Origin of the sequence: Flavobacterium odoriferum, assembly GCF_025499515.1 — a bacterium.
GTDB classification, from domain to species: Bacteria; Bacteroidota; Bacteroidia; order Flavobacteriales; family Flavobacteriaceae; genus Flavobacterium; species Flavobacterium odoriferum.
The window spans coordinates 235743-250013 of the sequence record NZ_JAMKFA010000003.1; the positions used below are offsets into that span (position 1 = coordinate 235743).

The 14271-nt window shown below is 32.2% G+C and carries 17 protein-coding genes; 8 read left to right on the plus strand and 9 right to left on the minus strand.

Features of this window, described 5'->3' with window-relative positions:
• The first annotated feature begins 77 nt into the window (after positions 1 to 77).
• A complete protein-coding gene (locus tag M9Q43_RS04135) occupies positions 78 to 1613 on the plus strand; it encodes a YifB family Mg chelatase-like AAA ATPase (protein WP_262317706.1) in 1536 nt (511 codons plus the stop codon).
• 54 nt (positions 1614 to 1667) lie between these two features.
• On the opposite strand, the gene M9Q43_RS04140 is transcribed toward M9Q43_RS04135, so the two are convergent.
• From M9Q43_RS04140 to panB, 7 genes are all read right to left on the minus strand, one after another.
• The gene (locus M9Q43_RS04140; protein WP_262317707.1) at positions 1668 to 2084 is read right to left on the minus strand and encodes a DUF2452 domain-containing protein; all 417 of its coding nucleotides are present in this window, start codon (positions 2082 to 2084) and stop codon (positions 1668 to 1670) included.
• 1 nt (position 2085) lies between these two features.
• On the minus strand, positions 2086 to 2376 hold the full coding sequence (locus M9Q43_RS04145; RefSeq protein ID WP_262317708.1) for a TIGR03643 family protein: 291 nt from the start codon (positions 2374 to 2376) through the stop codon (positions 2086 to 2088).
• Positions 2377 to 2448: 72 nt separating this feature from the next.
• Complete coding sequence (locus M9Q43_RS04150) at positions 2449 to 2856, minus strand: SET domain-containing protein-lysine N-methyltransferase (protein WP_262317709.1); 408 nt, start codon at positions 2854 to 2856, stop codon at positions 2449 to 2451.
• A 5-nt stretch (positions 2857 to 2861) separates the two neighbouring features.
• A complete protein-coding gene (gene ypfJ / locus M9Q43_RS04155) occupies positions 2862 to 3716 on the minus strand; it encodes a KPN_02809 family neutral zinc metallopeptidase (RefSeq protein WP_262317710.1) in 855 nt (284 codons plus the stop codon).
• A gap of 38 nt (positions 3717 to 3754) precedes the next feature.
• Complete coding sequence (locus M9Q43_RS04160; protein WP_262317711.1) at positions 3755 to 4525, minus strand: DUF2189 domain-containing protein; 771 nt, start codon at positions 4523 to 4525, stop codon at positions 3755 to 3757.
• Positions 4526 to 4534: 9 nt separating this feature from the next.
• Positions 4535 to 5230: an RluA family pseudouridine synthase gene (locus tag M9Q43_RS04165; RefSeq protein WP_262317712.1), complete on the minus strand. Its 696-nt coding sequence runs from the start codon at positions 5228 to 5230 to the stop codon at positions 4535 to 4537.
• Between the two features lie 2 nt (positions 5231 to 5232).
• On the minus strand, positions 5233 to 6051 hold the full coding sequence (gene panB, locus M9Q43_RS04170; RefSeq protein WP_262317713.1) for a 3-methyl-2-oxobutanoate hydroxymethyltransferase: 819 nt from the start codon (positions 6049 to 6051) through the stop codon (positions 5233 to 5235).
• Positions 6052 to 6184: 133 nt separating this feature from the next.
• On the opposite strand from panB, the gene nhaD reads away from it, so the two are divergent.
• The 7 genes from nhaD (at position 6185) to M9Q43_RS04205 (ending at position 12420) form a co-directional block, all read left to right on the plus strand.
• The gene (gene nhaD / locus M9Q43_RS04175) at positions 6185 to 7471 is read left to right on the plus strand and encodes a sodium:proton antiporter NhaD (RefSeq protein ID WP_262317714.1); all 1287 of its coding nucleotides are present in this window, start codon (positions 6185 to 6187) and stop codon (positions 7469 to 7471) included.
• A gap of 15 nt (positions 7472 to 7486) precedes the next feature.
• Positions 7487 to 7927, plus strand: coding sequence for a nuclear transport factor 2 family protein (locus M9Q43_RS04180; protein ID WP_262317715.1), 441 nt, complete (start codon positions 7487 to 7489; stop codon positions 7925 to 7927).
• A gap of 90 nt (positions 7928 to 8017) precedes the next feature.
• Entirely contained in the window at positions 8018 to 9088 is a 1071-nt protein-coding gene (locus M9Q43_RS04185; protein ID WP_262317716.1) for a sensor histidine kinase, read from the plus strand.
• Entirely contained in the window at positions 9081 to 9764 is a 684-nt protein-coding gene (locus M9Q43_RS04190) for a response regulator (RefSeq protein ID WP_262317717.1), read from the plus strand. The genes M9Q43_RS04185 and M9Q43_RS04190 overlap by 8 nt, the downstream gene beginning before the upstream one ends.
• Positions 9765 to 9777: 13 nt before the next feature.
• A complete protein-coding gene (locus M9Q43_RS04195) occupies positions 9778 to 10038 on the plus strand; it encodes a hypothetical protein (protein WP_262317718.1) in 261 nt (86 codons plus the stop codon).
• A 2-nt stretch (positions 10039 to 10040) separates the two neighbouring features.
• Positions 10041 to 11393, plus strand: a complete 1353-nt coding sequence (locus M9Q43_RS04200) for a TrkH family potassium uptake protein (RefSeq protein ID WP_262317719.1) — start codon at positions 10041 to 10043, stop codon at positions 11391 to 11393.
• Positions 11371 to 12420 carry a porin gene (locus tag M9Q43_RS04205; protein ID WP_262317720.1) on the plus strand — a complete coding sequence of 350 codons (1050 nt, stop codon included), beginning with the start codon at positions 11371 to 11373 and terminating at the stop codon, positions 12418 to 12420. Before M9Q43_RS04200 ends, M9Q43_RS04205 begins: the two co-directional genes overlap by 23 nt.
• Here M9Q43_RS04205 and M9Q43_RS04210 read toward each other — a convergent pair.
• On the minus strand, positions 12392 to 12775 hold the full coding sequence (locus tag M9Q43_RS04210; RefSeq protein ID WP_262317721.1) for a ribosomal maturation YjgA family protein: 384 nt from the start codon (positions 12773 to 12775) through the stop codon (positions 12392 to 12394). The two genes, M9Q43_RS04205 and M9Q43_RS04210, sit on opposite strands and share 29 nt — an antisense overlap.
• Positions 12775 to 14190: an L-serine ammonia-lyase gene (locus M9Q43_RS04215; protein WP_262317722.1), complete on the minus strand. Its 1416-nt coding sequence runs from the start codon at positions 14188 to 14190 to the stop codon at positions 12775 to 12777. Before M9Q43_RS04215 ends, M9Q43_RS04210 begins: the two co-directional genes overlap by 1 nt.
• Positions 14191 to 14271: the final 81 nt, after the last annotated feature.

Consider the following 14271-nt stretch of genomic DNA (forward strand, 5'->3'; position numbering starts at 1 on the left):
CCCGAGCAATCGGGATTTTTTATTTCAAAAACTTTTCTATATTTGCATCTATATAAGCCATTTAAATAGTATAAGCCATGTTAGTAAAAGTATTCGGAAGCGCCGTTTTTGGCGTAGAAGCGACTACCATTACGGTAGAAGTAAACACAGAAAAGGGAATCGGTTATCATTTAGTTGGTCTTCCAGATTCCGCAATAAAAGAAAGCAGTTTTCGAATTGCAGCCGCACTTAAAAACAATTCCTATCAATTTCCCGGAAAAAAAATTATTGTAAATATGGCACCTGCCGATTTACGAAAAGAAGGTTCTGCTTACGATTTAACTATTGCAGTTGGAATTTTAGCGGCATCTTCCCAAATTACCTCTAAAGAAATCGAAAATTACATCATCATGGGCGAATTATCGCTCGATGGTACTTTGCAACCCATAAAAGGAGCATTATCTATTGCTATTAAAGCCAAAGAAGAAGGTTTTAAAGGTGTGATTATTCCGATTCAAAATGTTAAAGAAGCAGCTATTGTAGAAGATTTAGATGTTTACGGAGTTTCTAACGTTACCGAAGTAATCGAATTTTTTGAAGGAAAAGGAAATTTAGAACCCACAAGAATTGATACAACCGAAGAATTTTCAAAAACCTTAAATTTTCCAGAACACGATTTTAGTGATGTAAAAGGTCAAGAAGGAATTAAACGTTGTATGGAAATAGCCGCAGCAGGTGGACATAATATCATTTTAATTGGTCCTCCAGGTTCAGGAAAGACCATGTTAGCCAAGCGATTACCAAGTATTTTGCCGCCAATGACTATGCGAGAGGCTTTAGAAACCACCAAAATCCATTCAGTAGCTGGAAAGACTAAAGATGTTGGTTTGATGGCACAACGTCCTTTTAGAAGCCCGCATCATACCGCATCAAGTGTAAGTTTAGTTGGTGGTGGAAGTTATCCACAACCGGGAGAAATTTCTTTAGCACATAATGGTGTTTTATTTTTAGATGAATTACCCGAATTCAAAAGAGAGGTTTTAGAAGTAATGCGTCAGCCATTAGAAGATAGGGAAGTCACGATTTCCAGAGCGAAATTTACAATTACATATCCATCATCATTTATGTTAGTAGCGAGTATGAATCCGAGCCCGGGTGGTTATTTTAATGATCCGAATGCGCCTGTGAGTTCTACTCCTCAAGAAATGCAACGCTATTTGAGTAAGATTTCGGGACCTTTGTTGGATAGAATTGATATTCATATTGAAGTCACACCGGTTCCGTTTGAAAAATTAACTGAAACTCGAAAAGCTGAAAGTAGCGTATCTATTAGAGAACGAGTAACCAAAGCTAGAGAAATACAATCACAGCGATTTGAAAATTATGAATATATTCATTACAATGCGCAAATGAGTAGTAAATTAATTCGTGAATTTTGTGCTTTAGATGAGGTTTCGTTACAATTATTAAAAACGGCTATGGAGCGATTGAATTTATCCGCAAGAGCGTATGATAGAATTTTAAAAGTTTCAAGAACAATTGCCGATTTGGAGGATTCTGAGTCTATTCAATCGCATCATATTGCAGAGGCAATTCAGTATCGTAGTTTGGATAGGGAAGGGTGGTTAGGCTAGTTTGAGGTTTAAATTATTGAATTCTTCTTATTAATGCTAGAAGAATTCAATAATTTAAACAGTATCTTGTTTGGAATCGATATGAATCCATTTTTTGTTGCTATTCAGTTTAAAGGAACCAATGTGTTCTTTATTCCAGAAATCTGGATGAATTAGTGAAAGAAAATTTGAACCATCTTTAGCTAAATACAAATGATAGGTTTCACCAATTATTGGTTCAAATGAATATTTAGCATTGTATAAAATTTCATTCCATTCATATTCTTGCATTAATTTTTCATATTCGGCTTTAAGTTCATTAAACTTACTTTCGAATTCTCTATTAACGTTTCTAATACCAATATTTTTCCAATCTACAACGTTATCCAATTTAATTGCTGGCGAACCAACACTAGTAGGATAAGCGAGTACATTTGCATTGTATCCATTTTCTTCAGAAAAAACTACATTATCAGGAATTTTATTTTTCATTTTATCTTTTTGAAATTTTGTTGTTAGTAATAGCTCTTTGAAGTTTGCACTTGAATCTATCAATACCTTCAACTCGTTTGGCTAAATGTTTCGTTTTGCAATTTTCAACTCTTTTTCTCCATAGTTTGTAGCTACTGAATTTAAGTTCTTTTTTCATTAACGCTTTTACATCAGCCTCATTTAGAGAAAATTGAAATTTTATTGCATCAAATGGCGTTCTGTCTTCCCAAGCCATTTCAATTATTCTATCAATTTCAATATCAGTGAAGTCTTTTTTGCACGAAACATCCATTTTGTTTAAAAATTAATTAAAAAAGTTAAACAAAATTACAAAAAAAATAGTTTAAAAGGGAATAGATTTGAATTATTTATGTTTTTTCCAATATTTTACACCATAGCTACAAAAAATCTCTTGTTGGGATTTGATTTTCTTTGTAGCTACGATGCAAACATTATCATCATCGTCTAATGTGATTTTGGAATTATTTTTGAATTCTAATTTAAAGAAAGCTTCTGCATCATTAGCATATTTAGCAAAACAATCCACATTCATAGAATCCAATATGGAACCATCTAACATGTTAATGAAATAGCGGTCTTTACCTTCAAAAACTCTTTTTTGAGCTTCTTTATCGGTTAAAATTTCTCCTTTAAAAAGTGAAATAATTTCATTTGGATAAATGTCAATTGCTGTAAATAAACCTTTTCCAGCATTTGTTATTTGAGAATCTTGAATGTACAAATAGTCAGATTCTGGTGCTTCAATTTTCAAAATGATTATAGTTCTTCTGCAAAAGTATCGCCTAATCGAATATCGCCAGATTTAAAGCCTTTCATAAACCATTTCATGCGTTGTTCTGATGAGCCATGTGTAAAAGAATCCGGAACAACATGACCTTGCATTTTGCTTTGAATAGCATCGTCACCTACAGCATGTGCAGCACTTAACGCTTCTTCAATGTCACCTTCTTCTAAGTATTTTTGGTTGTAATGTGCCCATAATCCACCATAAAAATCGGCTTGTAATTCTAAACAAACGGATAATTTATTAGCTTCGGCTTCGCTTTTAGTTTGTTGTAATTTTCTAACTTTTCCTGAAGTCCCAAGAATTGTTTGAACATGATGCCCCACTTCGTGAGCAATTACATAAGCTATAGCAAAATCGCCACCTTTTGCTCCAAAACGAGTACGCAGTTCTTCAAAAAAGGCTAAATCCATGTACACTTTTTTATCACCAGGACAATAAAATGGACCTGAAGCAGAACTTGCACCTCCACAAGCAGTTTCAACTGAACCTGTGAACAATACCATTTTTGGTTGTTCGTAAGTTCCTAAATTGTTATCTTCAAATATTTTGGTCCAAATATCTTCTGTGTCAGCAAAAACGGTTGAAACGAATTCGCCCATTTCTTTTTCTTCAGGAGTAAGTTCTCTTTGTTCAACTTGTTCTGTTTGTTGAGCACCTTGACTTTGTTGAATGGTATCAACAAATGGTGCTGCTTCTGGAAAAAACATTTTTACAAGAAAAAAAACAATTGCGATAGCACCACCACCAGCAATTACTTTTCCACCGCCCGACATTCCTCTTCTGTCTTCTACGTTGTCACTTTGACGTCTACCTCTCCATTTCATAATCTAACTATTTTTGTTTAATCAAATATATAAAAAAATTATTCTAATCCAATCTCATCTATTGGAGAGTTTTCTTCTAAGCCTATTCCGTTTTCATAAGTAGCATAAACAATTGAAAAATAATATGGTAAGGTAAAAAATAATCCAATACAAAGTACTATAAACCCAACCATTGAACCAATGACTCCAATTAAGAACGCAACAAAAATTATTAATGGTTGTTTAAAAAAAAGCTTTGTACTTTTTAATATTGCATCCATATAATTTTGTTCGCCAAAAATAATTAGAGGCATTGTAAAATATGTTAATAAGTAGATGATTAATTGCACAAAAAAAGCAATAAATTGATGATTTGTAATTATTAATAAAGTGGCAATTGCATTAAGAGCAACGGTTATTATAACTTGACTAATAATAATATCTTTTAAAGCGGGGCTTTTATAAAAATCAAAAAAAGTTGATATTCCAAATTCTTTATTTGTTTTGGCAAGATGATTCACATAAATAAAACCAGCTAAAATAGGAGCAAACAGAGCACCAAATAAAGCACCTACAATACCATTTATAATTTGAGTTGTTGTATTTAGGGCATTTGCTTCAATTTGTGTCATTGTTTCAGTAAAATTTCCAAAACCATACAGAATACCAAAATAGCCAGCATATAAAATTATAGCTACAATACCAATTAGTATGATTGCAACCCCAGAGATTAGAAATGTTTTTTTGTAAGTTTCAAAACTATTTTCAATGATTTTTCCTAAATCTAATGAATATCCATTTTGGACTTTTTGGTCGATACGATCTTTCATATTTTTGAATTAAATTGAATTCCAAATAACATCTTTGGGAGGATTTGCTATAAATGTAAAAATTTCTTTTGAAACAGGGTGTGTTATCACTAATTTTCTAGCATGAAGATGAATACCTCCATCAGGATTACTTCTGTCAAAACCATATTTTAAATCGCCTTTTATTGGACAACCTATTGCTTGTAATTGCGCTCTAATTTGATGGTGTCTTCCTGTGTGCAAATCAATTTCTAGAACAAAATAATTATCTAATTTTTTGATAATTTGATAACTTAAACTTGCCTTTTTGCTATCGGGAACTTCTTTTAAATGTGCTTTTGAAGTATTGTTTTTAGTATTTCTTTTTAAGAAATGTACTAATGTGTCTTTTTCTTTTGGAGGACAATTTTTTACCACTGCCCAATAGGTTTTTTGCGTTTCTCTATTTTTAAAAGTTTCGTTCAAACGAGTTAAAGCTTTTGAAGTTTTCGCAAAAACTACAATTCCAGTTGTTGGTCTGTCTAAACGATGTACCACTCCTAAAAAAACATCTCCAGGTTTATTGTATTTTTCTTTGATGTATTCTTTTACTACATGAGAAAGTGGTTTGTCACCCGTTTTATCACCTTGAACAATATCGCCTACACGTTTATTGATGACAATAATGTGATTGTCTTCGTGTATGATTTGAAGATTATCTTTTGTAGAAATTTCTTTGGTAGACACAATTAATATTGTTCGTTAGCATTAGGAAAATCTTGCGATTTCACATCCGTAACATATTGTCCTATGGCTTTTGTCATTTGATCGTATAAATCTAAATAACGACGTAAGAATCTTGGACTAAACTCGTTATTCATGCCTAACATGTCATGGATTACTAATACTTGTCCGTCAACGCCACCACCAGCACCAATTCCAATTACAGGAATTGAAATACTTTTAGCTACTTTTTCTGCCAATGCAGCAGGAATTTTTTCTAAAACTAAGGCAAAGCAACCCAATTTTTCAAGCATTTTTGCATCTTCCAATAATTTTTCGGCTTCAGCGTCTTCTTTAGCTCTAACTGTATATGTTCCGAATTTATAAATAGATTGTGGTGTTAAACCTAAATGTCCCATAACGGGAATTCCAGCATTTAATATTTTTTTTATGGAATCTTTAATTTCGCTTCCACCTTCTAGTTTTACGGCATGTCCGCCACTTTCTTTCATAATTCTGATGGATGAACGTAAAGCTTCTTTAGAATCAGATTGGTAACTCCCGAAAGGTAAATCAACCACAACTAAAGCTCTTTCACATGCTCTAACTACACTTGATGCGTGATAAATCATTTGATCTAGAGTTATAGGAAGAGTTGTTTCATGTCCTGCCATAACATTACTTGCAGAATCTCCTACTAAAATAACATCAACACCTGCAGAATCTACAATTTTTGCTATTGTAAAATCATACGAAGTTAACATGGAGATTTTTTCTCCATTTTCTTTCATTTCAATTAATGTTTTTGTTGTGATTCTTTTATAATCTTTCTTCGCTACTGACATGTTTTTATAGTATTTGAAAGACAAAGGTAATAAATGTTGTATTCTTTTTGGTGCACTTGAAAAATATTTATCAAATATTAAATTTATGTTAAATTATTGCAGTAATTTAGTGCCGTTTTTAAACTATGCTAAAATGATATCTATATTACTTGCTGTTGCAATTTTGGGTTATTTATCGGTTATTCTAGAATCTCCTATTAAAATAAACAAGACAATTACCGCTTTATTAACTGGAACCATTTGTTGGGTTGTTATTGCTTTATATAGTAATGATGATCAGCATTTAGTTACAGAAAGATTGATGGAATATTTTGGTGAAATTTCTTGCTTGTTGATATTTTTGATGGGAGCAATGACTATTGTAGAATTAATCGACATACACAAAGGTTTTACGGTAATTACAAATAGAATTAGAACAACATCGGTATTGAGGTTATTATGGATTGTTGCTTTTATAACCTTTGTTCTTTCTGCTTTATTAGACAACTTAGCTACAGCTATCATTATGGTTACACTTTTAAGAAAGTTAATGCCAAAAGGGGAAATCAGAATGATATTAACCGGAATTGTTGTTATAGCAGCAAATGCGGGTGGAGCTTTCAGTCCGATTGGAGACGTTACCACAACTTTATTATGGATTGGCGGACAAGTAAGTTCTTTTGGAATTGTGAAAGCCTTGATTTTACCTTCTATCATGGTATTATTAGTTCCTGTAATTATCGCTAGTTTTAGAATGAAAGGTTTTGCAGTTCTTCGTGCTCAAGTTTCTATGGCTCAAGTGCGTCAGGAAGAAAAAATGAGAGGAAGTATGAGTGTTTTTATTGCAGGTGTTGTAGGTTTAATAATGGTACCAGTTATTAAAACTTTGACAGGATTACCACCTTTTATAGGAGTCTTAATTTCGTTATCAATGGTTTCTTTAGTTTCAATTATGTATCATAGAAAGAAAACTCAAGAAGAGAAAGATAAATTTTCGGTTGCATATGCATTAACCAAAGTAGATATTAGTTCTATTCTATATTTCATGGGAATTTTATTAATGGTTTTTGCATTACAAGAAGTAGGTGTTTTAAAAGAAATGGCGAGTATTTTAATTGCAAATTTACCAAATACAAATTCAATGGTTATAGCAATAGGTGTTTTATCATCAATTGTAGATAATGGAAGTTTAGTTGCAGCTACACAAGGAATGTTCTCATTAGCAGATTATCCAATGGATCATTCTTTATGGGAATTTATCGCTTTATGTGCAGGAACTGGTGGAAGTATGTTAGTAATTGGATCTGCGGCAGGAATTGCTGTAATGGAAAAGGAAAAAATTACTTTTATGTGGTATTTAAAGAAGATAACACCATTAGCAGTAGCTGGGTATATTGCCGGAATTGTAACATATTTAGTTCAAGTGCTACTAATGCATTAATTATAGCATTTTGCAATGAAAAAGTTTTTGATTATCATAATCGTTTTAGTATCAAATTTAATTTTTGCTCAAGAAAAAACTCCTAAAGCAATTGTGGAAGATTTTTTTATCGCATTTCATACTAAAGATACTGTTGCTTTAAGAGAATTATGCCATCCTGAAATTGTGCTTCGAACAGTTACCAACACAAAAGAAGGCTATAAATTAGAAGCAGAAAATTTCGATGATTTCTTAAAATCTATTGCTACAATTCCTGCCAATCTAAAAATATTTGAAAAACTAATTGATTATAAAGTAGAAATAGATGGCAATTTAGCACATGTTTGGACACCGTATGAGTTTTATGTGAATGATAAATTAAGTCACATTGGTGCAAACGCTTTTACCTTGTATAACGACAACGGAAAATGGCAAATTATTCATTTGATTGATACCAGAAGAAAGAAATCTTTATAAAATCTTTATACTTATTAGCATTTCTTTTATACGCTATTTATAAAACCCAACTTATCTTTGCCAAGTAATTCAATGATAAAGTTTTAAAGCGTGTTTAGTAGAACATCAAATCCTAACAATCAATATATTTTCAGCATAATATTAGTAGTGCTGATTTCCCTTGTTTGCTTTGCTTTTAAAGATATTATTGGTTATAAAGTTATTGCCTTTATTCTTTTGGTTACCGTTTCTTTTGTAGCCATGTTTTACAGAATTGTTCCTACATTATTAGCTGCTGTTTTGAGTGCTTTAATTTGGAATTTCTTTTTCATCAAACCTTATTATACGTTTCATATCGGAAATACTGAAGACAAATTTATGTTCTTTATGTATTTTGTAATTGCATTGATTAATGCTGTTTTGACCTTCAAAATAAGACAAATTGAACGAATTGCGAATGAAAAAGAGTCAAAATTACAATCAATAAAACTTTACAACACACTTTTAGATAGTTTATCTCACGAATTAAAAACGCCTATTGCTGCCATTATTGGTTCAACTGATGCGCTTCAAAGCAATGCAATTATGACCGAAAATCAGAAAGAAAAATTATTGGAAGAAATTTCAATTGCTTCGTTGCGACTGAATAATCAAGTTGAAAATTTATTGAATATGTCGCGATTAGAATCGGGTGTTATTGTTGCAAAGATGGATTGGGTTGATGTGAATGAAATTGTTTATGAAGTAATTAGAGCGCTGAAAATTAAATCGTACACACAAAAAATAGTAGTTACTGCTACCGAGAATTTACCGCTTTTTAAATTAGATTACGGTTTAACAGAGCATGTTATTTATAATTTATTGAACAATGCCATAATTTATACGCCTGAAAAAAGCACTATAACAATAAATTTATCATATTCAGAAAACACATTGCAAATTATAATTTTAGACGAAGGAAATGGTTTTCCAGAAGATGAAATTGCCTTTGTTTTTGATAAATTTTACCGACTTAAAAATTCGCGACCAGGTGGTTCAGGTTTGGGATTATCAATTGTAAAAGGTTTTGTTGAAGCGCAAAACGGAACTGTAACTTTAGAAAATAGAGTAGAAGGTGGTGCAAAATTTATAATCAAAATTAAAACCGAAGTTTCAAAATTTAATCCGACAGAAAATGAATAAACGCCAAATTTTAGTCATTGATGATGAATCGCAAATCAGAAAGCTTTTAGAAATTACTTTAAGCACAAATGATTTTGATGTAAAATTGGCCGAAAATGGATTAGAAGGTATTCGTTATGCGGCAACTTTTCAACCCGATTTGATTATGCTCGATTTGGGTTTACCCGATATTGACGGTCAAAAAGTATTGCAACAATTGCGTGAATGGTATTTGAATCCTATTATGATTTTATCGGTTAAAAGTGAAGAATCGGAAATTGTAAAAGCATTAGATAATGGAGCTAATGATTATTTAATTAAACCTTTTAGAACACAGGAATTATTAGCAAGAGTGCGTTCTCACATGAGAAATCACATTAAAGAAGCTTCGGAACCAGTTATTACTTCATCTAATTTTTCAATTGATTTGATAGCCCGAATCGTAAAAGTGAATAACGAAGAAGTCAAATTAACACAAACAGAATTTAATTTATTAGCCATTTTGGCAAAAAACGAAGGAAAAGTATTAACTCATCAATACTTATTAAAGGAAATTTGGGGAAAAAGTTATAGCGACCAAACCCAATATCTACGCGTGTTTGTAGCGCAATTAAGAAAAAAAATTGAGAAAGATGCCAATCATCCGGAAATGATTCTTACCGAAAGTGGAATTGGTTATCGATTTATTCTGACATAAAAAATCTTTACATATGGAAAATTTAGACAGCAACACAGCTAATGTGCCAAGCAACAGCGATAGTTTGTCTTTAAATAACGCAATTTGTCCACCGAAATCTAACTCAAATTCAGATTATTGGCTTCGAGAATTTATCAAAATTAATCAATGCCCACAACGAGAAGACGCCTTAGAAAATCAGCTCAACGATTTGGGTTTGGTAGCTGAAAAACTTGGATTATTTCATGCTTCGCACTTTATTAAAAACTATTATAAATTTAAAATTGAAAAATAATAATGCCTAAAACTTTATTTCAAACCGTAAGACGCGAATACTTAAAATTTCATTTGCGATTAAATCCCCAACAGAGTTTGTTTTTTGGATTTTTCATGTACATGGTCTTGGGTTGGATTTTTCTATCCTTGCCATTTTCACAAAAAATCCCAACAGATTTCATTGACACACTTTTTACATCTACATCAGCGCTTTCCACTACAGGATTAGCAACGGTGAGTACGTTTGATAATTATACCTTTTTTGGACAATTTATAATTCTAACATTGATTCAGATTGGCGGAATTGGTTATATGACCTTAACAACTTATATTTTACTTTCTACCACAAAACAGATTACGCATTGGCATAAAAAAATCTTGTACAACGAATTTACTATGCCAAAAGAATTCAAAATTCAGGATTTCTTAAAATCGGTTATTGTATTTACGTTTACTGTTGAAATTATTGGAGCTATTTTGTTTTATTTTGCTTTTAGACCTGTTCATTCTGATACTTTTTTTACAATTTGGACAAGTATTTTTCATAGTGTTTCTTCTTTTTGTACTGCTGGATTTAGTTTATATAATACCAGTTTTGAAGCTTATGCAACCAATACTATTTTAAATGGAATTGTACTCTTTTTAACAATTTCTGGAGGATTAGGGTTTATTGTGGTAACTGATATTTGGTATTATTTTTCAAAAAAATCGAATTCCATTTCGTTCACTACAAAAATGATTTCATTGTCATTTTTTGGTGTTTTATTTATTGCTTTTTTGATTCAATTTTTTGGAGATACGACCATTCAGCACTATGATATAGTTAACCGAATCCAAATTTCATTATTTACAACGGTTAATGCAATTACAACTGCTGGATTTAATTCCATTCCTTTAAGTAATTTGACTTTAGGAGTTTTACTAACCATTATTTTCTTAATGTATGTTGGAGCAGCGCCTTCAAGTACCGGTGGTGGTATGAAAATTACAACTTTAACAGCTGTAATTGCCATTGTAAAAAGCAAAGTAAGAAACCAAGCAAAAGTGACTTATTTAGGTAAAAAAATTCCAGCTGACCGATTAGAAATGGCAGTTTCAACCTTTATTTTTTACACAGCAATTTTATTTTTTAGTGTATTTTTGTTAAGTTTTACTGAAAATCAATCGTTAGAAAAGTTACTATTTGAAGCTACTTCAGCTATTGGAACAGTTGGTTTAAGTATGGGAATTACCGGAAGTTTATCGGTTTGGGGAAAAATAATTTTAATTAGCATAATGTTTATTGGAAGGGTAGGAGTTATTACTTTTGGATTAGCCATTTTAGCTAAAAAACAACATAAAAAAATTGACAATGAAACAGATTTGGCTGTATAGTATAGTGCTTTTATCCTTTTTAGGAAACGCACAAGAAAAAGATTCTCTAAAAATTAAAGTCTCAGGTTTTTTAGAAACGTATTATGCGTATGATTTTAGTAATCCAACCACAGATACTAAACTGCCATTTATGTACAATTACAATAGACATAATGAGTTTAATGTGAACAATGGTTTGATTCGAGCGCAATTACAATACGGAAATGCTTATGCGTCAATTGCGGTTCATGCAGGAACGTATATAGACGATAATTATGCTTCGGAAGACATCAAATTATTTAGCGAAGCTTATGTAGGAATGTACTTGAATGACAATAAAAAATCATCAATTGAAGTCGGAATCATGCCAAGTTACATCGGATTTGAATCGGCAACAACGGCTTCTAATTTGACTTTAACACGTTCTATTTTAGCTGAAAATTCGCCTTACTTCATGACCGGAATCAAATACAATTATAAACCAAATGACAAATGGACTTTTTCGGGATTGGTAACTAATGGTTGGCAACGCATCAACAAACCTGACAAAACCGTTGCACCAGCTTTTGGAACGCAAATAGTATACAAACCTTCAGAAAAATCCACTTTGAATTGGAGTACTTTTATTGGGAAAGAATTTTATGGAACTGAATTAGCAATGCGTTATTTCAGTAATTTGTATTGGGATAATCAGTGGAATTCAAAATGGCGCACAATTTTAGGATTTGATTTTGGCATTCAAGATAGTTCTTCTTTGAATGACAAACATTTGTATTGGATGAGTCCGGTTTTAATTGCACAATATTCGATAAGTTCAAAATGGCAAACCGCATTTAGAGTGGAATATTATCAGGATGAAGATAATGTGATTGTTACTACTTCAGATGCGTTTAAAACCTCAGGAGCTTCCATAAATTTTGATTATTTACCCAATTCAAAAGTAAAATTAAGAACCGAAGCCCGTTATTTCGATTCAAAAGAGGCTATTTTCTTTGACAATAAATCGAATAACTTTTTTGTTACAACGAGTTTAAGTTTTGAGTTTTAATGAACTTCCAATCGATTAGAAAAGTTATCAAAGCCCCAATTACATAGCAAAGTAAATCTAACCAGAGGAAGCCTTCGCCCAAAATATAATGACCTAAAGTAGTTTTCCTAATGGCAATTAACCAATCAATTTGAACCAATTGTAAGATTTCGATACTAAAACAAAAAAGTAAACACAGTAGGAATGTTTTGTATGTTTTCAAGTTTATAAGAAGGAATCTCAATCCAAAATAAATCAAAACAGCATACAAAACATCTCCTATAAATAAAGGAATGTCAGATATTTTCCTTGAAAGTATTCCAAGAATTAAAACGAATAAAATTAAGATGAAATAATTTAACAGATTGCTTTTCATTAACAATCCGACATATTTACAGCAACAGCTAAGCCACCTTCAGAAGTTTCTTTGTATTTCGAATTCATATCTTTTGCAGTTTGCCACATCGTATGAATCACTTTGTCTAAAGGAACTTTTGCGTTTAAAGCATCGGTTTCTAAGGCTAATTCGGCTGCGTTGATGGCTTTTATCGCACCCATAGTATTTCTTTCAATACACGGAATTTGTACCAAACCACCAATCGGATCACAAGTTAATCCTAAGTGATGTTCCATTGCAATTTCAGCTGCCATAGCAACCTGAGCTGGAGTTCCGCCCATTAATTCACATAAAGCTGCTGCTGCCATAGCACTTGAAACACCAATTTCTGCTTGACAACCACCCATAGCTGCTGAAATAGTTGCTCCTTTTTTGAAGATAGAACCTATTTCACCCGCCACCATTAAAAATTGTTTGATTTCTTTTTCGCCCGCTTCGTGATTTTCGATTACCAAATAATACATCAAAACGGCTGGAATAACTCCGGCACTTCCATTAGTAGGAGCAGTCACTACACGACCTAACGAAGCGTTTACTTCATTTACTGCCAATGCAAAACAACTTACCCATTTTAAAATCTGACGGAATTTAACTTCGGTTTGTCTGATGATTTGCAACCATGAATATGGGTCTTCATAAGGCAAAACACCAATTAAGTTTTTGTGCATGTCATACGCTCTTCTACGAACATTAAGTCCTCCTGGAAGAATTCCTTCCGAATGACAACCAATGTACATGCATTCTAACATCGTATCCCATATGCGAAGTAATTCGTTGTGAATTTCTTCTTCGCTTCGCATGGTTTTCTCGTTTTCGTATACGATTTCCGATATTTTTTTATTTTCGGCTAAACAGAAAGCTAATAATTCATCTGCTTTTTCAACAGGAAATGGAAAAGTATGCAAAATTTCTTCTTTGTGATGATCTTCTTTTTCTTTTACGACAAATCCACCACCTATAGAATAATAGGTTTCAGAAAAAGTTTCGGTGTCGGTTTTGGCTGTAAAGGTTAATCCGTTGGCATGAAAAGGTAAAAAGTTTCTGTTGAAAACAATATCGGTTTCAAAACAAAACGGAATTAAGATTTCATTCCCTAAGAAAATTTCTTTCTTGTTTTTGATAGCCGAAATAATCACATCAATACTTTCTACTGGAATATATTCAGGATCAGCTCCACTCAAACCTAACATTACAGCTAAATCTGTCGCGTGACCTTTTCCGGTTAATGATAAGGAACCATATAAATCTACTTTGACACCAATTACGGTATCAATTAGATTGCGATTGCGCAATTCTTTTAAAAATTGTTCGGCAGCACGCCATGGTCCAAGAGTGTGTGAACTCGAAGGTCCAACACCAATCTTTAACATGTCAAAAACGGATATACATTCCATAAACATTTCTTTAGTATAGCAAAGATAGTTTTTAAAATTGAAATTATGCAACACGTAAAAGTGTTCGATTGTTATAAATTA